This is a genomic window from Pseudomonas sp. zfem003 (assembly GCF_032621675.1).
Taxonomy (GTDB): Bacteria; Pseudomonadota; Gammaproteobacteria; order Pseudomonadales; family Pseudomonadaceae; genus Metapseudomonas; species Metapseudomonas otitidis.
The window spans coordinates 320153-345813 of record NZ_JAVYJG010000002.1 but is presented as its reverse complement, the minus strand read 5'-3'; the positions used below and the strand labels follow the sequence as shown (position 1 = coordinate 345813).

The window sequence follows — 25661 nt, the reverse complement described above, 5'->3', positions numbered from 1 at the left end:
CCTTGAGGGCCTCGTCACCGGAGACACCCTCATGCGCACACCGCTTCTCCTCACACTGGCTGCCCTGCTGCTCAGCGGCTGCGGCCTCGGCGAAACCGCCGCCACCGGCGCGGCCCAGGCCAAGGCACAGGCCGACCAGGCCCGCCAGCTGCAGCAGCAGGCCGACCAGCTCAAGCAGCAGATCGACCAGGCCAACGCCCAGAACCAGGCCCGCCTGGACGCCGCCGAAGACGCCACCCGCTGAACCCGCGCCGCCCCTGCCGATCCGCCGGGGCGCCTTGCAAATATTCCTCGAACTCTCCAAGCGAGCCCGTGCTCGAAAGTCCCGTAGGCCCACCGCGCCCCATACGAGGACACCTTCATGTACAAGCACATCCTGCCCGCCGCCCTGGCCCTGGCCGCCGTGACCGGTTGCGCCACCAAGCTGGAAAACCCCACCGACTACGTCACCTACCGCAACGAGCCACTGGTGAAGCAGGTGGAAGACGGCATGGACCGCCAGCAGGTGCTCACCCTCGGCGGCCCGCCCTCCAGCGAAGTGCGTCGCGTGGTGCACCCCGGCACCTGCAACAACTACGTGCTCAACAAGGAAGGCCACCAGCAGCCCTACTACGTCAGCTTCGACGCCAACGGCCGGGTCGATGGCAAGGGCTTCATGACCTGCGAACAGCACGAGCGCAACGAGGCCGAGGCCGCCAAGCGCTGATGCCACGCCTCCCGGGGCCTCGCCCCGGGATGGCCCCGTGCCGTATTTGCCGACTGACGCACACCCGCCGCCCCGATCCGGGCGAACCGCGGGCGCTCCCTGCTGTCCAAGCGCTGTTATCAACAGCCGAACATGACGGGGACTGTGCATGCATTCACGCGCGCTCCTGCTTGCAGCCGCTCTGGCCTCGGGGGCCGGCTGTGCGACGAAGATCGAGAACCCCACCGACTACCTCACCTTCCGCAACGAGCCCCTGGTGCGCCAGGTCAAGGAAGGCATGAGCAAGGAGCAGGTGCTGGCCATCGGCGGACGCCCGTCCTCCATCGTCCAGCGCAGCATCCACCCCGGCTCGTGCAACAACTACATCCTCAACCGCCAGGGCCACCAGCAGGCCTACCACGTCAGCTTCGGCGCCAATGGCCGCGTGCAACACAGCGGCTTCATGACCTGCGGCCAGCGCGAGACGGTGGAACGCGACGGGCTGTTCTGAGGCACAGATTTCCTAAACTTTTCCCGCTTCGCCGCACTCACACACCAGGGAGGCCGCTGCGCCTGCGACCCCAGAGTCGCGCCACGGCCCGAGAACCCGTGAAGGAGAACCGTGATGAGTGACGTGCAACTGACCGATGTGAACACCCTGCGCCAGCGCGCCCGCCAGAACGTGCTGGATGGCGCCGTGACCGAGGGTTACAACGCCGACCGCCCCACCGTGCTGCGCCTGCTGAACGAAGCCCTGGCCACCGAGCTGGTCTGCCACCTGCGCTACAAGCGCCACTACTACATGGCCACCGGCCTCAAGGCGAGCATCGCCGCCGCCGAGTTCCTCGAACATGCCCAGCAGGAGCTGCAGCACGCCGACCAGCTGGCCGAGCGCATCGTGCAGCTGGGCGGCGAGCCCGACTTCAACCCCGCCGGGCTGGAGGCGCGCTCCCACGCCCAGTACGTGGCCGGCCGCAATCTGCGCGAGATGGTCACCGAGGACCTGATCGCCGAGCGCATCGCCATCGACAGCTACCGCGAGATCGTGCAGTTCCTCGGCGACAAGGACCCCACCACCCGCCGCCTGTTCGAGGAGATCCTCGCCCAGGAGGAGGAACACGCCGACGACATGGCCGATATCCTCGAAGACCTCAAGGAATGATCGCCCGGGGCCATCATGCCCCTTGATCCCGGCGCGCGCTGGCCGCACAGTCTGCCGAGCAGACTGCCGAAGAGGACACGGCCATGCGCGCGCGCATCATCGAACGCCCCGCCTTTCAGGTCATCGGACTGGAACGTCCGGACGCCCCGCCCGAGGACATCGGCCAGCTGTGGGAGCGCTTCCTGCCCCGCAGCGAGGAAATCAGCGGCCGCGATGGCGTGCCCTGCGGGCTCTGCCTGCACCGCCCCAACGGCGAGCTGGGCTATCTGGCCGGCTACCCGGTCAAGCCCGGCACCCCGGTGCCGGACGGCATGACCCTGATCGAGGTCCCCGCCGGTCGCTACGCCGTGTTCACCCACGTCGGCAGCACGCCGGACATCGCCCTCAGCTTCCAGGTGATCCACGACTTCCTGCTCGCCGAGCGCGGGCTGGAGGCCAGCCCCGGCATCTGCTTCGAGGAATACGGCGACGGCTTCCACGGCCCCCACGACCCGAAGTCGGAAACCCTGCTCTGGGTGCCGGTGTTCTGACCCCGCCGCCCTCGCCTAGCGCGAGGGCTTGGCCAACAGGCCCTGGCAGGCGTTGCTGCCGCCCTCGCTGGGCGCCACCAGCGCCAGCAGCCCGGCCGCCGGAGCCACCACCGCCCCCAGCACCACCATGCCCGCACCCCGCGCCAGCAGCGGCACCGTCTTGACCCCGGCATCGGGCTTCCTGAAGGTGCCGCGCACGTAGAGCGGCGAGCGCAGGGAGAAGATGCGCAAGCCCTTGGACTCGGGGCTCACCGTCAGGTCCAGCCGTTCGCTGGCCAGGTTGGCGCTGCCGTCCACCTGCACCAGGGCGTTCTCGGTGTCCAGCAGGAACAGCCGGGGCGTCACCAGCCCCCGCGTCACCTGCAGGTCGGCGGCGGCGCAGTTGATCTTCACCTCGTCGTCACCGAACAGCTTGCCCACCAGGTAGTTGCCCAGGTTGAGGCCGGCGATCTCCATCAGCCCACGGCTGACCGCGCCGTCGTTCATCAACAGCTTGAGGTTGCCGTTGGCGCTGCCCAGCAACGCCGCCACGGAGTTGCCGCTGCCGGCCAGGTCGGCGTCGCCGTTCAGCTCGCCGAAGCTGGTGCGCATCGGCTCGAAGGTGGGGAACAGCTGCTTGAGCTTGAAGTGCCGCGCACTGAGGCGGGCGCGGCCTTGCAGGGGCACGCGGCCGCCCTCCAGGCGCACGGTGGACTCCAGGGTGCCGCCGGCCATGCCGAAGCGCAGGGGTTCCAGGCTCAGCGTGCCGTCGTCCAGCACCAGGTGAGCCTCGAGGTCGTTGAAGGGCAGCTTGTCGCTGTGGACGATGCGCTTGCCGGTGAAGCGCACATCGGCGTCCATCACCCGCCAGCGCTCGGTGCGGAATTCCTCCACCGGCAGCACCTTGTCCGCCGGCTGCTGGCGGGTGACGCCACGGGCCTTCTTCTCGGCGTTGGAATCGGCGCCGATCAGCGGCGCCAGGTCGGCGAAGCGCAGCTGGTTGGAGGTGAGCGCGCCGGAGAGCTTCGGCCGGGGCTGCCCTGCCAGGTAATGCAGGTCGCCGTGGATGTCGCTGTCGCCGATGGCGCCGTTGAAGCCCTGGTAGTGGAACTGCGCCCCACCGGCGTCGCGCAACTGCGCCACCAGGCGGCCATCGGTGGAATAGGCCGGGGTGTCCGGCAGGGTCACGCCGGTGAGCGGGTAGAGATTGCCCAGGCTGTCGCCGGACAGCGCCAGGCGCAGGTCCAACGCCCCCAGGTGGGTCGGATCGGTGAGGGTGCCGGCCACCGCGATACGGGTCGCGCCAATGCGCACATCGGCCTGCAGCGGGAACGGCCGCCGGGCATCCTTCAGCGCCAGCAGGCCGCCGACCTTGCCGGTGCCCGTCAGGGCCTGGCCCTTGTAGCGCCCCTTGGCACTCCAGCCGAAGGCGTAGTCCTGAGGCGTGGCGCCTTGCTCCGCCGCCTTGCCGGCGACCTGCTCGCCGACGATGTCGCTGAACGGAATGGGCTGGCCCAACGGGTCCACCTGCAGGGTGAGACGGGTCTGGGTGGGAGCGTCGTCCACCTTCACCTCGCCCTGGTCGAATCCGATGGCGCCGATGTCCAGCGTCCACGCCGACGGTGCGTCGCCGTCCTGCTGCGGGGTGTCGAAGGTCCAGTTGTTGCGCCCGTCGGCCTGGCGCCGTAGGTCCGCTCGGGGCTCGGTGAGGTCGATGCGGGAAATGCTCACGGTCTTCCACAGCAGGGGCAGCGGGGACAGGCTCAGCTCCACCCGCGCCAGGCTGGCGAAGGGGCCTTCGCCGGCCCAGTCCGGGTTGCCCAGCACCAGGTCCTCGGCCTTCACATGGGGCCAGGGCACCCAGGCGCGCAGGCCGGGCTCGGTGGGCTCGCGCTGCCAACTCACGCTCAGGTCCCCGCGAATGGCGAACGGCCGCCCAAGGGCTGCGGACACCCGCTCATTGAGGGGCGCCTTGATGCGGTTCCAGTCGAAGGTGGCGATGAACACCCCCAACCCGACCAGCACGGCCACCAGGCTGCCAAGGGTCCAAGCGAGGATTCTGCGTCCGCGCGTCATGCCTATCTCCCGTGTTCGGTATCAGCGAGCCACTACGGCCTTTTCCATCCGACTGGCAAACGCGCCGGATGACTCCGCAAACGAGCCGCCCCGTCACTCGGATCACGCTCGCAGCGCGCCGCCCAAGGGGCGCAAGGCACTGATTCGACAAGGTATTTCCAACCATCAGCGATGTCGATGGCGACTATCGCGGTTGTTCACTTCCTGACCAGCGTGCCGCTGCGGAACATAGGCCCCGTCGCCACAACGGCCCCCCACTTCCAGGAGAACCACCATGAAAAGCCAAGCCCTCGCCGTCCTCTTCCTCGCCGGTCTGTTCGCTGTACCGGTCGTCCAATCCGCTGTGTCCTACACCGTTGCCGAAGATGGCTCGGCCCGTACCCAGGGCTTCCGCGTTGCTGAGGACGGTTCGGCCCGCACCCAGGGCTTCCGTGTCGCCGAAGACGGCTCGGACCGTACCCAGGGCTTCCGCGTCGCTGAAGACGGTTCGGCTCGCACCCAAGGCTTCCGCGTCGCTGAAGACGGTTCGGCTCGTACCCAGGGCTTCCGCGTTGCTGAAGACGGCTCGGCTCGTACCCAGGGCTTCCGCGTCGCTGAAGACGGTTCGGCTCGCACCCAGGGCTTCCGCGTCGCCGAAGACGGTTCGGCCCGCACCCAAGGCTTCCGCGTCGCCGAGGACGGCTCGGACCGTACCCAGGGCTTCCGGGTTGCTGAAGGCGGTGCTGATCGCTCCAACCGCGTGGTCTGATGCGGGCCAGCGGTAACGGCAGTCAAAGCCCGGCACAGGCCGGGCTTTTTGTTGGCTGTGCCCAATCAGGTGTTACGGGGCCAAGCTGGTTATCAGGATCAATGCCATCACCTCCATCAATGACCACCATCGCCCACCTTCACTTCTCCCCCGGCGCCCGATCCGTACCCTAGGCAACGTGTCTTTCACCCCCTTGCAGAGGAGTCCGATCATGAAAGCCCACGCCCTCGCCGCCCTCTTCCTCAGCGTCCTGTCCAGCGCCGCCTTTGCCCTGCCCGCCGAACACCCGCCCGTGCTCGGTGAAGCCCGCGATGGCGAGGCCGAACGGCCGGTGGTGGAGCCGCTGGCCGGCAACCGGGTTCAGCACGCCCCCGACCAGTGGCTGGCCGAAGGCGGCTCGGACCGCCTGCTGCGCGCCGACGGCGTCGCCTGAGGTCAGGCCGCCGGCAGCGCGGTTTCCGGCCGGCGGTAGACCCAGATGCGCCGCAGCACGGTGGCGAACTGCCGGGACAGGCGCCCGGTGTTGTACTCCTGCCCGTAGCGCCGGGCGATCTCCCGCACTTCCACCGCGAGCTGGCCGTAGCGGCGGGCCGGGAGGTCGGGGAACAGGTGGTGCTCGATCTGGTGGCTGAGGTTGCCGGTCATGAAGTGCAGCAGCGGGCCGCCCTCCAGGTTGCTGGAGCCCCGCAGCTGACGCAGGTACCACTGGCCACGGGTCTCCCCTTCCAGCACTTCCGGCGGGAACACCGCCGCCCGCTCGGTGAAATGCCCGCAGAAGATCACCGTGAAGGTCCACAGGTTGCGGATCAGGTTCGCCAGCGCATTGCCCGCCAGCACCGCCCAGGCATTGGCCCCCAGCAACAGCGCCAGCAGCGGGAACACCCCGTAGTCCTTGACCAGCTGGCGCAGCACCTTGGCGTTGAAGGTGCGCAGGCGCGGGCGCAGTTCCTCCAGGGTCATGCGGCCCTTGAGGTACTTGTCCAGGCGCAGGTGCTGCACCGCCACGGCGAACTGGAACAGCAGCGCCTGCAGCGTCACCCACAGGGGCTGCCAGCGGAAGAACGGCTTCCAGCGCTGCTCGGGGAACAGCCGCACCAGCCCGTAGCCGACATCGTCGTCGTGCCCCAGCACGTTGGTGTAGGTGTGGTGGATGTGGTTGTGGGTGTGCCGCCAGAAGTCGGCCGGCCCGACGATGTCCCACTCGTAAGTGCGCCCGGCGAATTCCGGGTCGTTCATCCAGTCGTACTGGCCATGCATGACGTTATGGCCCAGCTCCATGTTCTCGATGATCTTGCCCAGCCCCAGCAGCAGGCTGCCCAGCAGCCAGGTGGGCGGGAACCAGCCCAGCATCAGCAGGGCCCGGCCGCTCCAGCAGCAGGCCCGAGCGATGCTGCGCACGCGGCGGATGTAGCGGGCGTCGGTCTCGCCCAGGTCGGCCAGGGTGCGCTGGCGCAGGGCGTCCAGTTCTTCGCCGAAGGCACGGGCGGCCTCGGCATCGAGGGGGCGGTCGTGGCGCATGGCAGTCCTCGTCACAGGTCGAGCGTCACGTCGCCCACCGGGGCGCTGACGCAGAGGCGGATGGGTTGGTCGGGCTCGTGCTGGATGGCGCCGCTGCGCAGGTCACGCACCGCGCCGCTGAGCAGCCGACAGGTGCATTGCGCGCAAACGCCCTGGCGGCAGCCGTGGGCCGGCCGCAGACCCAGGGCCTCGGCCTGTTCCAGCAGGCTGCCGTGGGTGTCGCCCTCACCGTCGATGCGGGAGCGGGCAAAGCCCAGGCGCACGGTCTGGCTGGCCGAAGACGGCGCCGTGCGCGGCAGGCTGAAGGCTTCCAGTTGCAGGCGACCAGCGCGGGGCGCGGCCTGCCACCACTGGCGCACCGTGTCGACGAAGCCGTGGGGGCCGCAGACCAACAGGTCCCGAGGCGCCAGCCCGGCCAGGTGCTCCGGCTGGAAGCGCCCGGCCAGTTCACCGGGCGCCGGCGCATCGCCGCTGAGGCCCCAGCGCACGTTGAAGTTCGGGTAGCGGCGGGCCAGGGCCAGCAGCTCATCGACGAAGGCCCGCTGGCCTCGTTCGCGCACGTAGTGCAGCAGCGTCACCGGTGCGGAGAAGCCCCGCGCCAGCGCCTCCCGCAGCAGGCCGAGCAGCGGCGTGATGCCGCTGCCGGCGGCCAGCAGGAGCACATCGCCCTGCCCCTCGGGCCAGCTCAGCTCGCCCTCGGCCTGGCCCAGCTCCAGCACCTGGCCCACCTCCACCCGCTCCAGCAGGTGGCCGGACAGGCGCCCGCCCGGCTGGCGACGCACCGCCAGCTCGACACGGCCATCGCCATGCACGGCAGTCAGGCTGTAGCTGCGCGCCAGGCGCACGCCGTCCAGCGCCAGGTGCAGCTGCACGTGCTGGCCGGCCCGCCAGTGGCGGGCGTTGCCGTTGCAGCGCAGGGTCAGCGCCAGCATGTCCTGGGCCACCCAGCGGCGCCCCTCGACGCGGGCGAACACCCGGTTCAGGCGCAGCACCGGGTGCAGCCGGGCGAGAAAGAAATCCACCTCCGACTCGCGCAGCCAGGCCCGGCGCACCAGCGCACGCAACGGAGCCAGCCACGCGCCGAGTCGGCGGGCCAGGGAAAAGGGGATGAGGGCCATGGATCTATCCAGTGAACAGTCGTGCACTAGGCTGCCTGAACGCGGGAATTCCAGTCAACAGTCGTTCACTGAAAAAACCGACACCCGCCCTCCAGCCCCACCGGGCGCCGCGCAACTTGCACCAATGCGGTGACAGCCCCTAGAGTGCGGCCCATTCTTCGGCCTCGACTTCGCTCCATGTCCACGACGCCCCGCTCGGAACAGAAACAGCAGACCCGCCACGCCCTGATGGACGCGGCGCGCCAGCTGATGGACAGCGGACGCGGCTTCGGCAGCCTGAGCCTGCGGGAAGTCGCCCGCACCGCCGGCATCGTGCCCACCGGCTTCTACCGCCACTTCGCCGACATGGACCAGCTCGGCCTGGCCCTGGTGGAGGAAGTGGGCGAGACCTTCCGCGCCACCATCCGCGTGGTGCGCCACAACGAATTCGAGATGGGCGGGATCATCGACGCCTCGGTGCGCATCTTCCTCGACGCCGTCGCCGCCAACCGTGGCCAGTTCCTGTTCCTCGCCCGCGAGCAGTACGGCGGCTCGCAACCGGTGCGCCAGGCCATCGCCGCCCTGCGCGAGCGCATCACCGACGACCTGGCCGCCGACCTCAAGCTGATCAACCGCATGCCGCACCTGGACGACGACGCCCTCGACGTGGTCTCCGACCTGGTGGTGAAGACCGTCTTCGCCACCCTGCCCGAGCTGATCGACCCGCCCGCCCGCGACTTGCCGGCGCACCTCACCCCGGCGGCGAAGATCACCCAGCAGCTGCGCTTCATCATGATCGGCGGCAAGCACTGGCACGGCCTCGGCCGGGCCTGAAGCTGACCGAAGCGTCAGCGCACCATTTCGACCCACGCCACGCACCATTAGCGCGCACCCGAGCGCCCCGTCCTTGCGCACCCACGCGCCACAGGCCCGCGCCCCGGGGGTTTCGCCGTCTTGGCAAGCCCCTTGCTCAGGCACCGGCATTGCACACTGCCGGAACTGCCCATGCTGGTCATCCAGGAACGCCTCCCGCCCCGCGAGCAGTGGGACGAAGAACTGCTGCTCACCTACGAAGCGCGAAGCAAGAGCCGCCTGCGCTGCTTCACCGTCGCCGGTGAAGACGTCGGGCTGTTTCTCGAACGGGGCCAGCCGCCCCTGCGCGATGGCGACTGCCTGCTGGCCGGGGATGGCCGCGTCGTGCGCGTCCGTGCCCGGCCCGAGGCCCTGCTCCACGTCACCTGCGCCAACGCCTTCGAACTGACCCGTGCCGCCTACCACCTGGGCAACCGCCACGTCGCCCTGCAGATCGGCGACGGCTGGCTGCGCCTGCTGGACGACTACGTGCTCAAGGCCATGCTCGAACAGCTCGGTGCCACGGTGACCGCCGTGGAAGCCGGCTTCCAGCCCGAGCACGGCGCCTACGGCGGCGGCCACCACCACTCCCACCAGCTGGAAGCCGACTTCAACTACGCCCCGCGCCTGCACCAGTTCGGAGTGCGCCCGTGAGCGAAGCCGGCCCCTCCCTGGGCGCCTGGCAACTGCTGCGCCTGGCCAGCCCCCAGCTGCCCATCGGCGGCTACAGCTATTCCCAGGGGCTGGAGATGGCCGTGGACCAGGGCCAGGTGCACGACACCGAGAGCGCCCGGCGCTGGCTGGACGACCAGTTGCGCCTCAACCTCGCCCGCTTCGAAGCGCCCATGCTGCTCGACCTCTGCCAGGCCGCCGCCGACGAGGACTGGGCGCGCCTGCTGCAACTGGGCGCCGAGCAACGCGCCAGCCGCGAGACCCGCGAACTGCACCTGGAATGCCGGCAGATGGGCTACTCCCTGCAACAGCTGCTGGAGGGCCTGCCCGAGCTGGATGCCCCGGCCCGCGACGCCCTGGCCCGCCAGGGCGAACCCACCCTCGGCGTCGCCTGGGCGCTGGCCGCCCGCGCCTGGCGCATCCGCCCCGACGAGGCCCTTGGCGCCTGGCTCTGGGGCTGGCTGGAGAACCAGCTGGCCGTGCTGATGAAGACCCTGCCCCTGGGCCAGCAGGCCGCCCAGCGCCTCACCTCGCACCTGCTGCCGAGCCTCCAGGCCGCGAGCCTGGCCGCCCGCACACCCCCTTCCCACCCACGGGGCAGCGCCGCCTTCGGCCTGGCCCTGGCGAGCATGGCGCACGAGCGCCAGTACAGCCGCCTGTTCCGTTCCTAGGAGAGCACCATGAACAGCCAACCCCTGCGCGTCGGCATCGGCGGCCCCGTCGGCTCCGGCAAGACCGCCCTCACCCTCGCCCTCTGCCGTGCCCTGCGCGAGCGCTACAACATCGCCGTGGTGACCAACGACATCTACACCCAGGAAGACGCCCAGTTCCTGGTGCGCAACGAGGCCCTGGAGCCCGAGCGCATCATCGGCGTGGAGACCGGCGGCTGCCCGCACACCGCCATCCGCGAGGACGCCTCCATCAACCTGGAGGCGGTGGACCAGCTCAACCGCCGCTTCCCGGGCCTGGACCTGATCCTGGTGGAATCCGGCGGCGACAACCTCTCCGCCACCTTCAGCCCCGAGCTGTCGGACCTGACCCTCTACGTGATCGACGTCTCCGCCGGCGACAAGCTGCCGCGCAAGGGCGGACCCGGCATCTGCAAGTCCGACCTGCTGGTGATCAACAAGATCGACCTCGCGCCCATGGTCGGTGCCTCGCTGGAGGTGATGGAGCGCGACGCCCGCAAGATGCGCGGCGAGCGGCCCTTCGTGTTCAGCAACCAGAAGGTCGGCCAGGGCCTGGACGACATCATCGCCTTCATCGAGAAACAGGGCCTGCTCGGCGCAGCCTGACCCCCACAAGGAGCCCCCATGAACCTGCGCAAATCCCTCTTCGCCCTCGCCCTGTTCTGCACCCCGGCACTGGCCTTCGCCCACGCCGGGCATGACCACTCCGGGCTGATGGCCGGCGTCGCCCACCCGGTCACCGGCCTCGACCACCTGCTGGCCATGCTCGCCGTCGGCCTCTGGGCCGCCCAGCAACAGGGCCGTGCCCGCTGGGCCCTGCCGCTGACCTTCGTCGCCACCCTGCTGCTCGGCGGCCTGCTGGGCTTCCAGGGCCTGCAGCTGCCCTTCATGGAGACCGGCATCGCCGCCTCCGTGCTCGCCCTCGGCCTGCTGGTGGCCGTGGCCGTGCGCCCGCCGATGGCCGTCGCCGTGACCATGACCGCCCTGTTCGCCCTGGCCCACGGCGTCGCCCACGGCCTGGAGCTGCCGGAGCTGGCCAGCCCCTGGGGCTACGCCGCCGGCTTCGTCACCGCCACCGCCGCCCTGCATGCCATCGGCTACGTCCTGGTGCGCACCCTGCCCCTGGCCGCCGCGCCCCTGGTGCGCATCGCCGGCGGCGCCTCGGCCGTCGCCGGGGCCTGGTTGCTGGCGGGCTGAAGCCGGTTCGATGGCCTGCGCATGACCCGGGCCTCCCCCGCTGGCGAAAAATCGTCCGGCGGGTGGAAGCCCACAGAACGCAAGGCCTGCAGCAATCTGCCCAGAAGATATCCACAGGCTGGCCCACCGTTTATGTGGGCAGTGCCGGCCCCGCACCCACACGCGGGGCCCCTGGGACACCTCGCCACTCGCGGCGCTTTCATGTCTTTGTCATAGTCGCCGGGTCTGATTCGGCACGCCCGTCTTCATCGAAATGGAAGCCCCATGAAACGCTTTGCCCGGTTCTGCCTCGTTCCGCTCTGCCTCCTGGCCATCGCCCTGCTGGGCATGGCGCTGACCAGCCGCCCGGTGGAGCGGCCGGCGGTGCTCGCCGGGCTGGGGGACCACCCGCTGGTGATCGCCCATCGCGGCGGCCGAGGGTTGTGGCCGGAGAACACCCTGTTCGCCTTCGAGCGCGCCGCCGCGCTGGGGGTGGACATGCTGGAGATGGACCTGCGCCTGACCGCCGACGGCCAGGTGGTGGTGGTGCATGACGCCACCGTGGACCGCACCACCGAGGGCAGCGGCGCGGTGGCCGCCCTCAGCCTCGCCCAGGTGCAGGCACTGGACGCCGGCTACCGCTGGACCGCCGACGGCGGCGAGAGCCACCCCTACCGGGGCCAGGGTGTGCGCATCCCCACCCTCGACGCGGTGCTGCAGGGCTTCCCGCAGGTGGCCAAGGTCATCGAGATCAAGGTGCCCGACGTGGGGCTGGAAGAACGCCTGTGCAGCGCCCTGCAGCAGGCCGGGCAGCGCGACCGGGTCATCGTCGGCAGCTTCTACGAGCGCAGCCTCACGCACTTCCGCAGCGTCTGCCCCGGTGTGGCCACCTCGGCCGGGCCGACCTCGGTGAAGCTGCTGGTGGTGCTGCAGAGCCTCGGCCTGGAACGCCTGCTGAGCCCCTCCTACGAAGCCCTGCAGATCCCCGAGGAACACGCCGGGATGCAGCTCGCCACGCCGTCGATGATGCGCAGCGCCCGCGAGCGCGGGCTGAACGTGCAGATGTGGACCATCAACGAACAACCGGTGATGCAGCGCCTGCTGGACATGGGCGCCCAGGCGCTGATCACCGACTACCCCGACCGCGCCCTTCAGCTGCTGGGGCGGTCGACCCGCCTCACTTCGCTGAACGATCGATAGCGAAGCCGGCCCAGGTCTGGCTCACCGGCATCAGCTCCAGGGTGTTGATGTTGATGTGGGCCGGCTGGTTCATCACCCAGAAGATGGTCTCGGCGATGTCCTGCGGCTGGATCGGCTCGGCCCCGGCATAGGTCGCGTCATAGCGTGCCTGGTCGCCGCCGAAGCGCACCAGGGAGAACTCGCTCTCGCACAAGCCCGGCTCGATGTCGGTGACGCGCACCCCGGTGCCCACCAGGTCGTTGCGCAGGTTCAGCGAGAACTGCCGGACGAAGGCCTTGGTGCCGCCGTACACGTGGCTGCCCGGATAGGGGTAGGTGCCGGCGATGGAGCCGAGGTTGACGATGCCGGCGCCCCGGCCGTGGGCGATCAGGCGCGGCAGCAGCAGGCGGGTGCTGTAGAGCAGGCCCTTGATGTTGGTGTCCACCATGGTGTCCCAGTCATCCAGGCTGCACTTGGGCGCCGGATCGGTGCCCAGGGCCAGGCCGGCGTTGTTGATCAGCCCCTGCAGGCGGTCGAACTGGGCGGGCAGGCCGGCGATGGCGGCTTCCATGGCCTGGCGGTCACGCACGTCCACGGTCAGCGGCAGCACTTCGGTGTGGGCCGAGAGTTCGGCGGCCAGGGCCTTCAAGCGGTCTTCGCGGCGACCGGTGATGACCAGCTTCCAGCCCGCCTGGGCGAAGCGACGGGCACAGGCTTCGCCGAACCCGGAGGTGGCGCCGGTGATGAACAGGGTGGATGTCATGGAATCTCTCCTCGCTGGGGCGGGCTATGTCACGGGGCGCCCACAGTGCCAGAAAGCGGGCGGGTTATCCTAGCCCGTGGCGGATTTCCAGGCGGCCGCCAACGGGCCCTTGCAGGGCGTGGGATAGCGCCATCCGCCCCCAGGTTTTCCACAGGCAGGCCACAGGCTGTTCCACAGATCATGGGGACAACTCCAGCGGGCCTGGGCGCGCCGGCCCGGCCGTTCGCCTTCATTCGTGAACGCCAGCAACCACGAGGCCTCCAGGGAATCCTGCCGGCGCTGGTGGTGATTTTTCGAGCAGCCTGCCCGGCGCCCCGACGGCAGGGGCTGCCGGCCAGGGCTCCAGAGCTTGCCCACACAGTTATCCACAGGCCACGGGGATAACTGCCAGGGCACTTCAAGGCCCGCGCGCAAGCAACTGTTCTGCTTAAAAAAAGCCTGGCTGTACGAATCCCGAGCAAGCGCCGCGGGCGACCGCCGGTCGGGCCCGGCAGCCAGCTGCCCACATGTTTTCAACAGCCCGGTCCACAGATTTTGTGAGCAGCGCGAGGCGCCCGCCTGCCGCCGGTAGGGGTGCATTCATTCGTCCAGGAAGCGTGCGGTGCCGTAGGGTGGGCTTCAGCCCACGTTGACCACCGCTGGTGGGCTGAAGCGGAACGCCGCCCGGCCCACCCTACATGGCCGCCACGTACGGGGCATCGATGCGGTTCGCCGAGCTCACCGCATCCTACGGACAGGCTCTGTGCGCCTTGGATGGCGCTTTTTCCATCCACCATTGGCGTTCGCCATGACCCCGCCTGGTGGGCCGGTGGAGCGCCTGGCTCAGGCGCTGGCCAGCAGCACCCGCGCGGCCACCAGGTCTTCCAGGGCGTAGCCCACCGACTTGAACAGGGTGATCTCCGTGGCATCGCGTCGGGCGCCGCGTCCGGCGAGCAGGTCGCGTAGCTCGGTGTCGAGGCGGTCGGCGTCGAAGGCGCCGTCGGCCATGGCGAACAGCAGGTCGCCGGCTTCCTCCAGCGCGCCTTCGCGGGTGTCCACCACCACCCGGGCGCGGCCCACGGCGGCGGAGTCGGTCTCTCGCATGCTCGGCAGGAAGGCGCCGACCAGGTCGAGGTGGGTGCCGGGGCGCAGCCATTCGCCCCGCACCAGCGGCTCGCGGGAGGTGGTGACGCAGCTGATGCAGTCCGCCGTGGCCACGGCGCTGGCCAGGTCGCCGACCGCCTGCACCGGGTAGCCCTCGTCGCGCAGTGCGGTGGCCAACGCCGCCGCCTTGCCCGCGTCACGGCCCCAGAGTTCGATGCGGCGGTAGCCGCGCACGCAGGCATGGGCACGCACCATGTGCCGCGCCAGGGTGCCGGTACCCACCACCAGCAAGCGCTCGGCGTCGGCGCGCACCAGGTGGTCGGCCGCCAAGGCGGAGGTGCAGGCGGTGCGCCGGGCGGTGAGTTCGGAGGCTTCGAGCAGGGCCAGGGGCTGCCCGGTGACGTCGTCGAACAGGGCGAACACCGCCGCCACGGCGGGCAGGCCCTGGGCGCCGTTGCCGGGGAACACCGTCACCAGCTTCACGCCGACGCCCTGCCCGGTGCGCCACACCGGCATGCACAGCAGCGAGGCGTCCTGCGGCAGGGCGTGGCAGGCGCGCACCGGCGCCTCGGCGGGCTGCGCCAGGCCCTGGCGCAGGGCTTCGATGAGTGCGGGATAGGCCAGGGTCGCCGCGACCTCGGCATTGGTGAAGAAACGGATGCTGGACATGACGCGCTCCTTTGCCGGCACGGCCACCCTGCCGGTGGCCGCGTTCCAGGGGCAGCCGCCCCCGGTGGCCCGGGTGGCGGCGTGGGTGACGGCGGGCTAGTGGCCGCCGAGGTAGGCGTTGCGCACCTCCTGGTTGCCCAGGAGTTCCTCGCCGGTGCCGCTCATGCGGATCTCCCCGGTGACCATCACGTAGGCGCGGTCGGAGAGCTTCAGCGCGTGGTTGGCGTTCTGCTCCACGAGGAAGATGGTCATGCCGCTCTTCGCCAGCTCCCGCAGGGTCTGGAAGATCTGCTTGACCACGATGGGCGCGAGCCCGAGGGACGGCTCGTCCAGCAGCAGCAGCCTGGGGCGGCTCATCAGCGCACGGGCGATGGCGAGCATCTGCTGCTCGCCGCCGGACATGGTCATGGCCCGCTGGTTGCGCCGCTCCTTGAGCCGGGGGAAGAGGTCGAACATGCGCTGCATGTCCTCGTCGGCGTGGGCGGTGCCGATGGGGATGGTGCCCATCAGCAGGTTCTCCTCCACGCTCATGTCGGGGAACACGCGGCGCCCCTCGGGGGACTGGGCGATGCCGTTGGAGGCCACGTAGTGCGGCGATTTGCGGGTGATGTCGACGCCCTGGTAGAGGATCTGCCCGGCAGCCGCGCGGGGCTGGCCGAAGATCGACATCAGCAGGGTGGACTTGCCGGCCCCGTTGGCGCCGATGAGGCTCACCGTCTCCCCTTCGTTGATGTGCAGGCTGACCTGGCGCAGGGCCTGGATGGGCCCGTAGAAGACGTCGACGTCCTTGAATTCGAGCAGGGGGGCACTCATGCGACCTCCTCCTCGTCGGCGCCCAGGTAGGCGGCGATCACCTTCGGGTCGTTGCGGATCGCGTCGGGGCCGCCCTGGGCGATCACCACGCCGTGGTCCAGCACCACGATGTGGTCGGAAATGCTCATCACCATGCCCATGTCGTGCTCGATCAACAGTACGGTCAGTTGGTGTTCGTCGCGCAGCGTGCGGATGATCCGGCTGAGCGCCTCGGTTTCCGCCGGGTTGAGGCCGGCGGCGGGTTCGTCCAGGCAGATCAGCTGCGGCCGGGTGCACATGGCGCGGGCGATCTCCAGGCGGCGCTGCTGGCCGTAGGAGAGTTCGCCGGCCAGGCGGTTGGCGCAGTCGGTGAGGTCCACCACCTCCAGCCAGTAGAAGGCGTGGTCCAGGGCCTCCTGCTCGGCGCGGCGGAAGCCCGGGGTGTTGAGCACACCGGCCAGCAGGTTGCGGTTGACCCACATGTGCTGGGCCACCAGCAGGTTCTCCACCACCGACATCTCCCGGAACAGGCGGATGTTCTGGAAGGTGCGCGCAAGCCCGGCGCGGTTCACCAGGTGGGTGCCGCCGAACATCTTGTAGTAGAGGCGGCTGCCGAAGCGCGCCGGGTTGACGAAGTCGGTGGGCTGGAAGGGCTCGCCGAGCACCTGGATGACGTCGGTGGAGGTGCCCCGGGCGTCCAGCAGGATGCTGCCGCCGGTGGCCTTGTAGAAGCCGGTGAGGCAGTTGAACACCGTGGTCTTGCCGGCGCCGTTGGGGCCGATCAGCGCCGAGATGGAATGGCGCTGGATGTCCAGGCTGACGTCGTTGAGGGCCTTGATGCCGCCGAAGTGCATCATCAGGTTGCGCACGCTGAGGATGGTGTCCTGGCTCATGGCGCGACTCCTTTGCGCGGGGCGAAACCGGCACGGCTGATGCGGATCAGCCCGCGCGGCCGCCACATCATCATCACCACCATGAGGATGCCGAACATCAGCACCCGGTAGTCGGCGAAACTGCGCAGCATCTCCGGGGCGATGGTCAGCACGAACGCGGCGATCACCACGCCGACGGTGGAACCCATGCCGCCGAGCACCACGATGGCGAGGATCAGCGCCGACTCGAAGAAGGTGAAGGACGAGGGGTTCACGAAGCCCTGGTAGCTGGCGAAGAACACCCCGGCCAGGCCCGCGGTGGAGGCGCCGAGCATGAAGGCGGAGAGCTTCACCAGCACGTGGTTGAGGCCCAGGGAGCGGCAGGCGATCTCATCCTCGCGCAGCGCCTCCCAGGCCCGCCCGACGGGCATGCGGGTGAGGCGGTGCTTGATGTAGAGCACCAGCAGCACCACCAGGAACAGCACCACGTAGATGAACAGGAACTTCAGGTTGGGGTTGTAGGCGATGCCGAGGAACTCGTGGATCGGCGTCCCCCCGTCCTTGGCCCGCCGGCCGAACTCCAGGCCGAAGAACGTCGGCGACGGCACCGACATGCCGTTGGGGCCGCCGGTGAAGCTCAGCCAGTTGTTCAGCACCAGGCGGATGATCTCACCGAAGCCGAGGGTGACGATGGCCAGGTAGTCGCCGTGCATGCGCAACACCGGGAAGCCGAGGATGGCCCCGGCCAGGGCGGCGGTCAGGGCGGCCAGCGGCAGCACGCTCCAGAAGCCCAGCCCCAGGTGCTCGTAGCCCAGCGCCAGGCCATAGGCGCCGATGGCGTAGAAGGCCACGTAGCCGAGGTCGAGCAGGCCGGCGAGGCCGACCACGATGTTCAGCCCCAGGCCCAGCAGCACGTAGATCAGCCCGAGGATGACCACGGTGAGCAGGTACTTGCTGGCGAAGAAGGGGAAGATCACCGCGGCGACGATCACCAGCGGCAGCACCCAGCGCATCGCGCTGCGGTGGTCTGGCGGCAGCACGTGGACGCCGGAGCCGCCGCGCTCGAAGCGCTCCAGCAGGCCGGCGCCGCCGGCGCTTTGCAGGTACAGGCTGAGGAGGAAGCGGCCGACCACCACGGCGCCGACCATCCAGGCGACGCGCTCCGGCTGCAGGTTGAAGCTGTAGCCGTCGAGCACCACCCCGACGATGGGGCCGAACACGATCAGCGCCAGCAGGCCGGCGACGATGGCGTCCACCAGGCTCTTCTTGATATCGATCTTGGAGGCAGAAGACATGCTTACACCTTGGCGACGTGCGGGCGGCCGAGCAGGCCCTGGGGACGGAAGATCAGGATCAGCACCAGCAGGGAGAAGCTGAAGACATCCTTGTAGTCGGTGTTGACCATCCCGGAGAACTGCGCCTCGGCGACCCCGAGGATGATCCCGCCGAGCATCGCCCCGGGCAGCGAGCCGATGCCGCCGAGCACTGCGGCGGTGAACGCCTTGATGCCGATGATGAAGCCCGCATAGAAGTCGAAGGTGCCGTAGTTCATGGTGATCAGCACACCGGCCAGCGCAGCCATGGCGGCGCCGATGACGAACACGTAGGAGATCACCCGGTCGGTGTTGATGCCGAGGATCGAGGCCATCTTGCGGTCCTGCTGGGTGGCGCGGCACATGCGCCCGAGCTTGGTGCGCTGGATCACGTAGGTGAGCACGCCCATGCCGATGAAGGCGGCCACCAGGATGAACACCTTGGTGTAGGTGAGCTGCACGAAGCCCTCGCCGACGTGGAACTTCAGCGCGCCGTCCAGCAGCGTGGGCACGCCCTGCTGGCGGGCGCCCTGGGCCAGCTGCACGTAGTTCTGCAGGATCAGTGACATGCCGATGGCGGAGATCAGCGGCGCCAGGCGCGTGGAGTTGCGCAGCGGCTTGTAGGCGATGCGCTCGATCACGAAGCCGTAGATGCCGGTCACCGCGATGGTGAACAGCAAGGTGCCGAGGATCAGCAGCGGGAAGGATTCGAGCCCGAAGAAGGCCAGCAGCGCGAGGCCGATGGCCGAGAGGTAGGCGGAGATCATGTACACCTCGCCGTGGGCGAAGTTGATCATGCCGATGATGCCGTAAACCATGGTGTAGCCGATAGCGATGAGCCCGTAGACCGACCCGAGGGTCAGGCCGTTGATCAGCTGTTGCAGGAAGATGCCGTCCATTGATCAGTCTCGTCTTCTGGAGGACGGGCCTTGGGTTCGGCCAGCCCCCGCGAGTGAAATCGGACGGGTGCCACTGAATCGCCGTGTTACGTCGGGCAGTCGCCTGCGCGGCACAAGCAGGTGGGATTCGAGCGGGACCCGGAACACACCGGCCGGCCAGGTGCGGGTGGCGCCTGGCGGGCCGGCCGAGCCATTACGCCGGGGATCGGTCGCTCGAAGGCCGGGCGGCGTCGTGGACACCGCCGGGCCGGCGCGCGGCCGTTCCCGGCCGGCGCTTACTGCTGGTGGTACTTCCCTTGGTCATCCCACTCGTAGATCACGTAGTCGGACACCTTCAGGTCGCCCTTGGTATCCCACTCCTTCTTGCCCATCACGGTCTGCACCGGGTGCGACTTCAGCCAGGCGGACGCCTTGGCCGCATCGTTGGCACCGGCCCCGTTGAAGGCCGCGGCCAGGGCCTGCAGGGAGGCGTAGGAGTAGAGGGTGTAGCCTTCCGGCTCGAAGCCGTTGGCGCGGAACTTCTCGATCACGGCAGCGCCGTCGGCGATCTTGCGCGGGTCGGCGCCGAAGGTCATCAGCACGCCCTTGACGTACTGCGGGCCGCCGGCGGTGGTGACCAGCTCGTCGGTGACGATGCCGTCGCCGGAGAGGAACTTGGCGGTCAGGCCCTGCTCGCGCATCTGCCGGACCAGCGGACCGGCCTCGGGGTGCAGGCCGCCGAAGTAGACCACTTCCGCCCCGCTGGCGCGGATCTTGGTGACCAGGGCGTTGAAGTCCTTCTCGCCACGGGTCAGGCCCTCGTACAGCACCTCCTTCACGCCGCGCTTGGCCAGCTGCGCCTTGGTGGCGTCGGCCAGGCCCTGGCCGTAGGTGTCCTTGTCGTGGACGATCGCCACCTTGGTGGCCTTGAGCACGTCGACGATGTAGTCGCCGGCGACGATGCCCTGCTGGTCGTCACGGCCGCACATGCGGAACATGCCGGACAGGCCGCGCTCGGTGACCTGCGGGTTGGTGGAGCCGGGGGTAATGGCGATGATGCCCGCCTCGTCGTAGACCTCCGACGCCGGGATGGTGGAGGAGGAGCAGAAGTGCCCGACCACGCCGATGGCCTTGTCCTGGTCCACCAGGCGGTTGGCCACGGCCACGGCCTGCTTCGGTTCGCAGGCGTCGTCCGCCTTGACCAGCTTGATCTTCTCGCCGTTGACCCCACCGGCGGCATTGATGTCCTCGGCGGCCTGGCTCGCGCCACGCCAGTACTGCTCGCCGAAGGAGGCGTTGGCGCCGGTGTGCGGACCGGCCACGCCGATCACCACGTCGGCGAACGCCAGGGAAGACAGACTCATAACACTGGAAACCGCAACAGCCAGAACACCTTTCTTGAAAGACTTGTGAGGCATGGGAGTTGTGCTCCTGAGGGGGGTTATGTGTTGGCAGCGGTTACTTCAGCAAGCGCCGTGCCACTCGTTTTTGCGCGTCCTGAAAAAACGTCGTACAGCCCTCCGAACCGTCTGGAACGGCAATGTGCAACCCGCCTCCGGACAAAGGTGCAACCCGGCAGCACCCCTCTTTCCGGGCACTCGCCAGGCAATAGCAACCCCCGGCGCCGCAAGCGCAACCCCTGGTAACTGCCACTGTCACCGAAGTGCACACGCCTGGTGCGCGGGCGGCGGGCTCGCGCACCAATACAGGCTAGTGCATGACCGCCCGGGCGGCGGTCCGGATTGCCGACAGTGTGATGGACACGGCGTCGCAGCCCGGGCGAAGACCCGGCTCGGCGCGCCGCTGTCGCGAAGGGGCCGCACCGCGCCCGGCCGGGCGGTCGGGGCGGTGGCCCATCAGATGACCACCCGCAGGCATTGCCCGGCGTGGTAGAGGGAGAAGCCCAGCTCGTACAGGCCGCTGCGCAGGCCCACGGCGGCCACCGGCGTCATCGGCTGGAAGGGCATCGGCAGGGCATCCGGCGAGGCGCCCAGCAGGTAGTCGGCGAAGGCGCGCCCCACCACGGTGCCGGTGGTGACGCCCCGGCCGTTGTAGCCGGTGACCGCCACCAGCCCGGGGGCCGGCTCGAACAGGCGCATCAGGTGGTCCGGGGTGAAGGCGATGCAGCCGGTCCAGGTGTGGGTCCACTCCACCTTGCCCAGGTAGGGGAAGTAGTGGCCCTGGATGCGGTCGGCCCAGGCCTTGAGAAACCACAGCGGCTTCTGCGCGCCATTGCCCAGGCTGCCCAGCAGCAGGCGGCCCTCGGCGTCGCGGCGGATGCTGCTGAGCACCTGGCGGGTGTCCCAGGAGCCCTGCCCGCCCGGCAGGATGCGCGCGGCGGCCTCGCCGGCCAGTGGCGCCGAGGCCACCTGGTAGTAGAAGCCGGGGAAGAAGTGGCGGCGCAGCTCGGTCCACTCCCCTTCGGTGTAGGCGTTGGAGGCGATGACCACCTGGGGCGCCATCACGGTGCCGCGCTCGGTGGCGACGCACCAGAGCGAGCCCTGGCGCTCCAGCCGGTTCACCGCGCTGTGGTGGAACAACTGGCCGCCCAGCCCCACCACCGCCCGCGCCAGCCCCCGGGTGTAGCCCATGGGGTTGAGGGTGCCGGCGCGGCGGTCCAGCAGCGCCGCGGCGATGCGGTCGGTGCCGGTGGCGTCGCGGCAGGCCTGGCCGGTGAGCAGTTCCACCGGGGCGCCACGCCGCTGCCACTGGGCACAGCGGCTGGCGAGGTCGGCCTGGCCACGGGCGTTGTGGGCCATGTGCAGGGTGCCTTCGCGGCGCAGCTGGCAGTCGATGCCGTAGCGTTCGATCACCTCGAACACCTGGGCCGGGGCGCCGCCGAGGGTGCGGTTGAGGCGCTCGCCAACCGCCTCACCGAGCCCGGCGACGATGTCGTCCGGCGGAATCCACAGGCCGGCGTTGACCAGCCCGACGTTGCGCCCGGAGCCGCCGTGGCCCGCTTCATGGGCCTCCAGCACGCACACCCGGCGCCCCGCCTCCAGCAGGCGCAGGGCGGCGTTCAGGCCGGTGATGCCGCCACCGATGACGCAGACGTCGGCCCGGACCTCGCCGGACAGCGCGGCGGCCTCGGGCAACGCCGGTGTCACGGACTCCCAGAGACAGGACGAACGCAGGGACATGCACGACTCCTCAGGGCCGGTGTAGCGACCCGCTCAATCGAAGGTGATGCCCTGGGCCAGCGGCAGCTCGTGGGAATAGTTCACGGTGTTGGTCTGCCGGCGCATGTAGGCCTTCCAGGCGTCGGAGCCGGATTCGCGGCCACCGCCGGTTTCCTTCTCGCCGCCGAAGGCGCCGCCGATCTCCGCCCCGCTGGGGCCGATGTTGACGTTGGCGATGCCGCAGTCGCTGCCCACCGCCGACTGGAAGCGTTCCGCCTCGCGCACGTCGGTGGTGAACAGGCAGGACGACAGGCCCTGGGGCACGGCGTTGTTCAGCGCCACCGCCTCGTCGAAGTCGCGGTAGCCGATGACGTAGAGGATCGGCGCGAAGGTCTCGTGGCACACCACCTCGGTCTGCCCCGGCATCTCGACGATGGCCGGCGACACGTAGTAGCCGCCGGGGTAGCGCTCGGCCAGCTGGCGCTCACCGCCGAACACCGTGCCGCCTTCGGCGCGGGCCTTGTCCAGCGCGGCCTGCATGGCCTCGAAGCTGCCCCGGTCGATCAGCGGGCCGACCAGGTTGCCCTCCAGCGGGTGGCCGATGCGCACGCGGGCATAGGCGACCTTGAGGCGCTCGACGATCTCGGCCTTCACCGACTCGTGGGCGATCAGCCGGCGCAGGGTGGTGCAGCGCTGGCCGGCGGTGCCGACGGCGCTGAAGAGGATGGCCCGCACCGCCAGGTCGAGGTCGGCGCTGGGGGCGAGGATCATGGCGTTGTTGCCGCCCAGTTCGAGGATGCTACGGCCGAAGCGCGCGGCCACCCGAGGCGCCACTTCGCGGCCCATGCGGGTGCTGCCGGTGGCGCTGACCAGCGCCACGCGACGGTCGTCCACCAGCGCCTCGCCGGCCTCGCGGGCGCCCAGCAGGACCTGGCAGAGGTGCGCCGGGGCCTCGGTGAACTCAGCGGCCACGCGCTCGAACAGCGCCTGGCAGGCCAGGGCGGTGAGCGGGGTCTTCTCCGAGGGCTTCCACACCACGCTGTTGCCGCACACCAGCGCCAGCGCGGCGTTCCACGACCACACCGCCACCGGGAAGTTGAAGGCGCTGATCACCCCGACCACGCCCAGCGGGTGCCAGGTCTCGCGCATGTGGTGGCCCGGCCGCTCGGAGGCGATGGTCAGGCCGTAGAGCTGGCGCGACAGGCCGACGGCGAAGTCGCAGATGTCGATCATCTCCTGCACCTCGCCCAGGCCTTCCTGGGCGATCTTGCCGGCCTCCCAGGAGACCAGCTCGCCGAGGTCCGCCTTGTGCGCCCGCAGCGCCTCGCCGAAGCGGCGCAGCAGCTCGCCCCGGCGCGGTGCCGGCACCTGGCGCCAGGCCTGGAAGGCGGCATCGGCCCGCTCGATGCAGGCCCGCGCCTCGTCACGGTCCTGCAGCCGCACCCGGCCGATGACGCTGCCGTCGATGGGGGTGTGCACGGCGTGATCGCCCTGCTGGTAGAGGCCGGGGGCGACGCCCAGGCGATCGAGCAATGCGGCAACCATGGGAACTCCTGGAAAGCACGGGATGAAAGGTCGGCGCCAGTATTAGCCGCTCCGGGGGCTTGCCAACAAACGACCTTTGCTCCACATATCATTCCGTTTGCTCATGAACCCCAGCCGCCCGGACCCGCCCATGCTCAAGCGCCACATGCCCTCCCTCACCGCCCTGCAATGCTTCGAGGCCGTGGCCCGACACCTGAGCTTCACCCGCGCTTCGGAAGAGCTGGCACTGACCCAGAGCGCCGTGAGCAAGCAGGTGGCGCAGCTGGAGGACATGCTCCAGCACCTGCTGTTCCGCCGCGTGCGCCGGCGCCTGCAGCTGACCCCGGCGGGTGCGCTGTACCTGGCCGAGGTGCGCAAGATCCTCACCCAGGTGGAGATGTCGACCCACTACATGCTGTCCTACGGCGGCGAGACCGAGGTGCTGCGGGTGGCGACGCCGCCCACCTTCGGCGCGCGCTGGCTGATCCCGCGCCTGAAGGGCTGGCGCCTGCGCCACCCGAACATCCACCTGGACGTGCGCAACGAGCTGGAGCCGGATGCACTGGTGCAGGGCCGCGCCGACGTGGCCCTGTTCTTCGGCCAGGGCGCGCTGCCCGGCGCCGAGTGCATCCGCCTGTTCAGCGAGGAAGTGGTGCCGGTGTGCGCCCCCTCCACCCTGCCCGAGGCACCCTTCACCGACCCCACCCAGCTCACCCGCCTGGTGCTGCTGCAGAACGCCACCCGCCCGGAAGCCTGGCACGAGTGGTTCCAGAGCCAGGGCCGGCACACCGAGCACAGCTACCACGGGCCACGCTTCGACACTTCCTACATGTGCATCCGCGCCGCCCAGGCCGGCTGCGGCGTGGCCCTGCTGCCGCGCTTCCTGGTGGAAGAGGAACTGGCCGAGGGCAAGCTGGCGATCCCCTGGGACCACGCCATGCCCAGCCGCAATGCCTACTACCTGGCCTACCCCGAGCACACCGCCGAGGTACCCAAGGTGCGCGACTTCGTGCGCTGGATGCGTGAGCAGCTGGAACCGCCCCATCAGGAAAAAACGGAATGAATGCAGCGGTTTTTTTCGTTTGCCGCGCCCCCGCCCGGCTGCTTGGATAACGCCATCGTCCTCGCCGCTGGAAGCCGCCGATGTCCACCGACCGCCTGTTCGACCTGGTTGCCCATGTGATCGGCCCCGACGCCGCCCATTGGGTGCGCACCCACGTGGAAGTGCCCGAGGGCCTGGCCGCCTTCCCCTTCGATGACCGGCAGGTGCACCGCGCCTGGCTGGCCGAGGCGCTCAACCTGTGCCTGTTCCACAAGCTGGTGGAGGCGGTGCCCATCGGCCGCACCTACGTCGAGGAACAGCGCGCCGCCGGGCGCCAGGTGTGCTTCGACCACGGCGCCATCCGCACCGTCGACTGGCCGGACAACGGCGCGCTGCCGCGCGGTCGCCAGGCCTTCAACCGCCTGCTGGAGCCCCTGGGCTTCACCGACGTGCGCACCTACCCGCTGACCCGCCTGAACATGACCGGGCACGCCTACCGCCACCTCGACCTGCCGGAGGACATCGCCCAGTTCTTCGTCTCCGAGCTGCACCCGGGACGCTTCAGCGAAGGCTTCCGCGAGGCCGTGAGCCGCGTGGTGGGCCAGAGCCGCGACCCGCTCTCGCCCACGCACCTGGCGGTGCTCGACCAGCTCTGGCGGGAGCGCCAGTGCAGCCCGGCCCAGGCCCGCGAACTGCTCCCGGCGCTCCACGCCGCCTTCGACCGCCAGCACCCGGCCCCGCACGAAGCGGACTACCTGCGCCTGCGGGAGGAAAGCGTGGAGATGGCCTGGATCGCCACCGAGGGCAACATGTTCAACCACCTGACCGACCGCGTCGCCGACCTGGAGGCCCTGGTGGCCGAGCAGAACGCCAAGGGCCGGCCGATGAAGCCGAGCATCGAGGTCTCCGCCTCCGGCCGCGTCCTGCAGACCGCCTACCGCGCCGTGCAGGTCCGGCGCGAACTGCTAGACGCCAGCGGCCGCCCGGTGCAGCGGGAAGTGCCGGGGTCCTTCGTGGAGTTCATCCAGCGCCGGGTGGACGACAGCACCGGCCGCCTGGACCTGGCCTTCGACAGCAGCAATGCCCAGGGCATCTTCAAGATGACGGCGGGGCAGGTCGGGGCCTGATACGGGCTCCCCTGCCCGGGAGTTCGCTCCTACGGGAAAGGTGCGAGGCTGAAGCACATGCCGTTCCCATTCCAAGGTCGGATGGTGGGGCAGCGAAACCTGCCCCTTCAGGAGGC

The 25661-nt window shown here is 69.7% G+C and carries 27 protein-coding genes; 15 read left to right on the top strand and 12 right to left on the bottom strand.

Annotation, left to right across the window (positions count from 1 at the left end; translation table 11 throughout):
• Positions 1-31: 31 nt before the first annotated feature.
• From RTK35_RS05000 to RTK35_RS04980, 5 genes are all read left to right on the top strand, one after another.
• On the top strand, positions 32-244 hold the full coding sequence (locus tag RTK35_RS05000) for a hypothetical protein (protein WP_107331835.1): 213 nt from the start codon (positions 32-34) through the stop codon (positions 242-244).
• A 117-nt stretch (positions 245-361) separates the two neighbouring features.
• On the top strand, positions 362-706 hold the full coding sequence (gene osmE, locus RTK35_RS04995; protein ID WP_044401327.1) for an osmotically-inducible lipoprotein OsmE: 345 nt from the start codon (positions 362-364) through the stop codon (positions 704-706).
• Between the two features lie 148 nt (positions 707-854).
• Positions 855-1196 carry an osmotically-inducible lipoprotein OsmE gene (gene osmE, locus RTK35_RS04990; RefSeq protein ID WP_107331836.1) on the top strand — a complete coding sequence of 114 codons (342 nt, stop codon included), beginning with the start codon at positions 855-857 and terminating at the stop codon, positions 1194-1196.
• A 114-nt stretch (positions 1197-1310) separates the two neighbouring features.
• Positions 1311-1847: a bacterioferritin gene (locus tag RTK35_RS04985; RefSeq protein ID WP_044401322.1), complete on the top strand. Its 537-nt coding sequence runs from the start codon at positions 1311-1313 to the stop codon at positions 1845-1847.
• Between the two features lie 83 nt (positions 1848-1930).
• Entirely contained in the window at positions 1931-2377 is a 447-nt protein-coding gene (locus RTK35_RS04980) for a GyrI-like domain-containing protein (protein WP_074970472.1), read from the top strand.
• Between the two features lie 15 nt (positions 2378-2392).
• Here the strand turns inward: RTK35_RS04980 and RTK35_RS04975 are convergent, their stop codons facing one another.
• Entirely contained in the window at positions 2393-4432 is a 2040-nt protein-coding gene (locus RTK35_RS04975) for an AsmA family protein (RefSeq protein WP_316907524.1), read from the bottom strand.
• Between the two features lie 274 nt (positions 4433-4706).
• On the opposite strand from RTK35_RS04975, the gene RTK35_RS04970 reads away from it, so the two are divergent.
• Both RTK35_RS04970 and RTK35_RS04965 read left to right on the top strand, forming a co-directional pair.
• A complete protein-coding gene (locus RTK35_RS04970; protein ID WP_316907523.1) occupies positions 4707-5180 on the top strand; it encodes a hypothetical protein in 474 nt (157 codons plus the stop codon).
• 211 nt (positions 5181-5391) lie between these two features.
• The gene (locus tag RTK35_RS04965; RefSeq protein WP_316907522.1) at positions 5392-5613 is read left to right on the top strand and encodes a hypothetical protein; all 222 of its coding nucleotides are present in this window, start codon (positions 5392-5394) and stop codon (positions 5611-5613) included.
• Between the two features lie 2 nt (positions 5614-5615).
• Here the strand turns inward: RTK35_RS04965 and RTK35_RS04960 are convergent, their stop codons facing one another.
• Positions 5616-6698, bottom strand: coding sequence for a fatty acid desaturase family protein (locus RTK35_RS04960; RefSeq protein ID WP_069560568.1), 1083 nt, complete (start codon positions 6696-6698; stop codon positions 5616-5618).
• Between the two features lie 11 nt (positions 6699-6709).
• Complete coding sequence (locus RTK35_RS04955; protein ID WP_316907521.1) at positions 6710-7816, bottom strand: ferredoxin reductase; 1107 nt, start codon at positions 7814-7816, stop codon at positions 6710-6712.
• Positions 7817-7993: 177 nt separating this feature from the next.
• Here RTK35_RS04955 and RTK35_RS04950 point away from each other — a divergent pair, with 177 nt between their 5' ends.
• The 6 genes from RTK35_RS04950 (at position 7994) to RTK35_RS04925 (ending at position 12384) form a co-directional block, all read left to right on the top strand.
• A complete protein-coding gene (locus RTK35_RS04950) occupies positions 7994-8629 on the top strand; it encodes a TetR family transcriptional regulator (protein ID WP_044401292.1) in 636 nt (211 codons plus the stop codon).
• Positions 8630-8800: 171 nt separating this feature from the next.
• Positions 8801-9301, top strand: a complete 501-nt coding sequence (ureE, locus tag RTK35_RS04945) for an urease accessory protein UreE (RefSeq protein WP_074970484.1) — start codon at positions 8801-8803, stop codon at positions 9299-9301.
• A 17-nt stretch (positions 9302-9318) separates the two neighbouring features.
• On the top strand, positions 9319-9990 hold the full coding sequence (locus tag RTK35_RS04940) for an urease accessory protein UreF (RefSeq protein ID WP_074970679.1): 672 nt from the start codon (positions 9319-9321) through the stop codon (positions 9988-9990).
• 9 nt (positions 9991-9999) lie between these two features.
• Positions 10000-10614 carry an urease accessory protein UreG gene (ureG, locus tag RTK35_RS04935; protein WP_044401282.1) on the top strand — a complete coding sequence of 205 codons (615 nt, stop codon included), beginning with the start codon at positions 10000-10002 and terminating at the stop codon, positions 10612-10614.
• A gap of 18 nt (positions 10615-10632) precedes the next feature.
• Positions 10633-11205, top strand: a complete 573-nt coding sequence (locus tag RTK35_RS04930) for a HupE/UreJ family protein (RefSeq protein WP_316907520.1) — start codon at positions 10633-10635, stop codon at positions 11203-11205.
• A 264-nt stretch (positions 11206-11469) separates the two neighbouring features.
• Positions 11470-12384 carry a glycerophosphodiester phosphodiesterase gene (locus tag RTK35_RS04925; RefSeq protein ID WP_316907519.1) on the top strand — a complete coding sequence of 305 codons (915 nt, stop codon included), beginning with the start codon at positions 11470-11472 and terminating at the stop codon, positions 12382-12384.
• Here RTK35_RS04925 and RTK35_RS04920 read toward each other — a convergent pair.
• The 9 genes from RTK35_RS04920 to RTK35_RS04880 all read right to left on the bottom strand — a co-directional run bounded on the left by RTK35_RS04920 (position 12362) and on the right by RTK35_RS04880 (position 23397).
• On the bottom strand, positions 12362-13126 hold the full coding sequence (locus RTK35_RS04920; protein ID WP_044401270.1) for an SDR family oxidoreductase: 765 nt from the start codon (positions 13124-13126) through the stop codon (positions 12362-12364). The genes RTK35_RS04925 and RTK35_RS04920 overlap by 23 nt on opposite strands.
• A gap of 822 nt (positions 13127-13948) precedes the next feature.
• Positions 13949-14878, bottom strand: a complete 930-nt coding sequence (locus tag RTK35_RS04915; RefSeq protein ID WP_316907518.1) for an ornithine cyclodeaminase family protein — start codon at positions 14876-14878, stop codon at positions 13949-13951.
• 96 nt (positions 14879-14974) lie between these two features.
• Positions 14975-15691 (bottom strand): ABC transporter ATP-binding protein, encoded by a 717-nt coding sequence (locus RTK35_RS04910; protein ID WP_074970493.1) that lies wholly within the window; start codon positions 15689-15691, stop codon positions 14975-14977.
• A complete protein-coding gene (locus tag RTK35_RS04905) occupies positions 15688-16563 on the bottom strand; it encodes an ATP-binding cassette domain-containing protein (RefSeq protein WP_074970495.1) in 876 nt (291 codons plus the stop codon). Before RTK35_RS04905 ends, RTK35_RS04910 begins: the two co-directional genes overlap by 4 nt.
• Complete coding sequence (gene livM / locus RTK35_RS04900) at positions 16560-17837, bottom strand: high-affinity branched-chain amino acid ABC transporter permease LivM (RefSeq protein WP_208275166.1); 1278 nt, start codon at positions 17835-17837, stop codon at positions 16560-16562. Before livM ends, RTK35_RS04905 begins: the two co-directional genes overlap by 4 nt.
• Before the next feature lie 2 nt (positions 17838-17839).
• Positions 17840-18754 (bottom strand): ABC transporter permease subunit, encoded by a 915-nt coding sequence (locus RTK35_RS04895; RefSeq protein WP_044401255.1) that lies wholly within the window; start codon positions 18752-18754, stop codon positions 17840-17842.
• A 275-nt stretch (positions 18755-19029) separates the two neighbouring features.
• Positions 19030-20151 carry a branched-chain amino acid ABC transporter substrate-binding protein gene (locus tag RTK35_RS04890; RefSeq protein ID WP_142013985.1) on the bottom strand — a complete coding sequence of 374 codons (1122 nt, stop codon included), beginning with the start codon at positions 20149-20151 and terminating at the stop codon, positions 19030-19032.
• A gap of 438 nt (positions 20152-20589) precedes the next feature.
• Positions 20590-21873 carry an FAD-binding oxidoreductase gene (locus RTK35_RS04885; protein ID WP_316907517.1) on the bottom strand — a complete coding sequence of 428 codons (1284 nt, stop codon included), beginning with the start codon at positions 21871-21873 and terminating at the stop codon, positions 20590-20592.
• A gap of 33 nt (positions 21874-21906) precedes the next feature.
• A complete protein-coding gene (locus RTK35_RS04880; RefSeq protein ID WP_316907516.1) occupies positions 21907-23397 on the bottom strand; it encodes an aldehyde dehydrogenase family protein in 1491 nt (496 codons plus the stop codon).
• Between the two features lie 130 nt (positions 23398-23527).
• On the opposite strand from RTK35_RS04880, the gene RTK35_RS04875 reads away from it, so the two are divergent.
• Positions 23528-24439 (top strand): LysR substrate-binding domain-containing protein, encoded by a 912-nt coding sequence (locus RTK35_RS04875; protein ID WP_044401243.1) that lies wholly within the window; start codon positions 23528-23530, stop codon positions 24437-24439.
• Between the two features lie 80 nt (positions 24440-24519).
• Positions 24520-25545 carry a DUF1338 domain-containing protein gene (locus RTK35_RS04870; RefSeq protein ID WP_074970502.1) on the top strand — a complete coding sequence of 342 codons (1026 nt, stop codon included), beginning with the start codon at positions 24520-24522 and terminating at the stop codon, positions 25543-25545.
• Positions 25546-25661 lie beyond the last annotated feature (116 nt).

Excerpts from the sequence above, each read along its gene's own strand:
- RTK35_RS04880 (WP_316907516.1), bottom strand. The coding sequence starts at position 23,397 with ATGGTTGCCGCATTGCTCGATCGCCTGGGCGTCGCCCCCGGCCTCTAC.
- RTK35_RS05000 (WP_107331835.1), top strand. The coding sequence starts at position 32 with ATGCGCACACCGCTTCTCCTCACACTGGCTGCCCTGCTGCTCAGCGGC.
- RTK35_RS04955 (WP_316907521.1), bottom strand. The coding sequence starts at position 7,816 with ATGGCCCTCATCCCCTTTTCCCTGGCCCGCCGACTCGGCGCGTGGCTG.
- RTK35_RS04930 (WP_316907520.1), top strand. The coding sequence starts at position 10,633 with ATGAACCTGCGCAAATCCCTCTTCGCCCTCGCCCTGTTCTGCACCCCG.
- RTK35_RS04890 (WP_142013985.1), bottom strand. The coding sequence starts at position 20,151 with ATGCCTCACAAGTCTTTCAAGAAAGGTGTTCTGGCTGTTGCGGTTTCC.
- RTK35_RS04905 (WP_074970495.1), bottom strand. The coding sequence starts at position 16,563 with ATGAGCCAGGACACCATCCTCAGCGTGCGCAACCTGATGATGCACTTC.
- RTK35_RS04950 (WP_044401292.1), top strand. The coding sequence starts at position 7,994 with ATGTCCACGACGCCCCGCTCGGAACAGAAACAGCAGACCCGCCACGCC.
- RTK35_RS04875 (WP_044401243.1), top strand. The coding sequence starts at position 23,528 with ATGCTCAAGCGCCACATGCCCTCCCTCACCGCCCTGCAATGCTTCGAG.
- osmE (WP_044401327.1), top strand. The coding sequence starts at position 362 with ATGTACAAGCACATCCTGCCCGCCGCCCTGGCCCTGGCCGCCGTGACC.
- RTK35_RS04870 (WP_074970502.1), top strand. The coding sequence starts at position 24,520 with ATGTCCACCGACCGCCTGTTCGACCTGGTTGCCCATGTGATCGGCCCC.
- osmE (WP_107331836.1), top strand. The coding sequence starts at position 855 with ATGCATTCACGCGCGCTCCTGCTTGCAGCCGCTCTGGCCTCGGGGGCC.
- RTK35_RS04925 (WP_316907519.1), top strand. The coding sequence starts at position 11,470 with ATGAAACGCTTTGCCCGGTTCTGCCTCGTTCCGCTCTGCCTCCTGGCC.
- RTK35_RS04975 (WP_316907524.1), bottom strand. The coding sequence starts at position 4,432 with ATGACGCGCGGACGCAGAATCCTCGCTTGGACCCTTGGCAGCCTGGTG.
- RTK35_RS04985 (WP_044401322.1), top strand. The coding sequence starts at position 1,311 with ATGAGTGACGTGCAACTGACCGATGTGAACACCCTGCGCCAGCGCGCC.
- RTK35_RS04970 (WP_316907523.1), top strand. The coding sequence starts at position 4,707 with ATGAAAAGCCAAGCCCTCGCCGTCCTCTTCCTCGCCGGTCTGTTCGCT.
- RTK35_RS04980 (WP_074970472.1), top strand. The coding sequence starts at position 1,931 with ATGCGCGCGCGCATCATCGAACGCCCCGCCTTTCAGGTCATCGGACTG.
- RTK35_RS04885 (WP_316907517.1), bottom strand. The coding sequence starts at position 21,873 with ATGTCCCTGCGTTCGTCCTGTCTCTGGGAGTCCGTGACACCGGCGTTG.
- livM (WP_208275166.1), bottom strand. The coding sequence starts at position 17,837 with ATGTCTTCTGCCTCCAAGATCGATATCAAGAAGAGCCTGGTGGACGCC.
- ureE (WP_074970484.1), top strand. The coding sequence starts at position 8,801 with ATGCTGGTCATCCAGGAACGCCTCCCGCCCCGCGAGCAGTGGGACGAA.
- RTK35_RS04915 (WP_316907518.1), bottom strand. The coding sequence starts at position 14,878 with ATGTCCAGCATCCGTTTCTTCACCAATGCCGAGGTCGCGGCGACCCTG.
- RTK35_RS04960 (WP_069560568.1), bottom strand. The coding sequence starts at position 6,698 with ATGCGCCACGACCGCCCCCTCGATGCCGAGGCCGCCCGTGCCTTCGGC.
- RTK35_RS04910 (WP_074970493.1), bottom strand. The coding sequence starts at position 15,691 with ATGAGTGCCCCCCTGCTCGAATTCAAGGACGTCGACGTCTTCTACGGG.
- RTK35_RS04920 (WP_044401270.1), bottom strand. The coding sequence starts at position 13,126 with ATGACATCCACCCTGTTCATCACCGGCGCCACCTCCGGGTTCGGCGAA.
- RTK35_RS04895 (WP_044401255.1), bottom strand. The coding sequence starts at position 18,754 with ATGGACGGCATCTTCCTGCAACAGCTGATCAACGGCCTGACCCTCGGG.
- ureG (WP_044401282.1), top strand. The coding sequence starts at position 10,000 with ATGAACAGCCAACCCCTGCGCGTCGGCATCGGCGGCCCCGTCGGCTCC.
- RTK35_RS04965 (WP_316907522.1), top strand. The coding sequence starts at position 5,392 with ATGAAAGCCCACGCCCTCGCCGCCCTCTTCCTCAGCGTCCTGTCCAGC.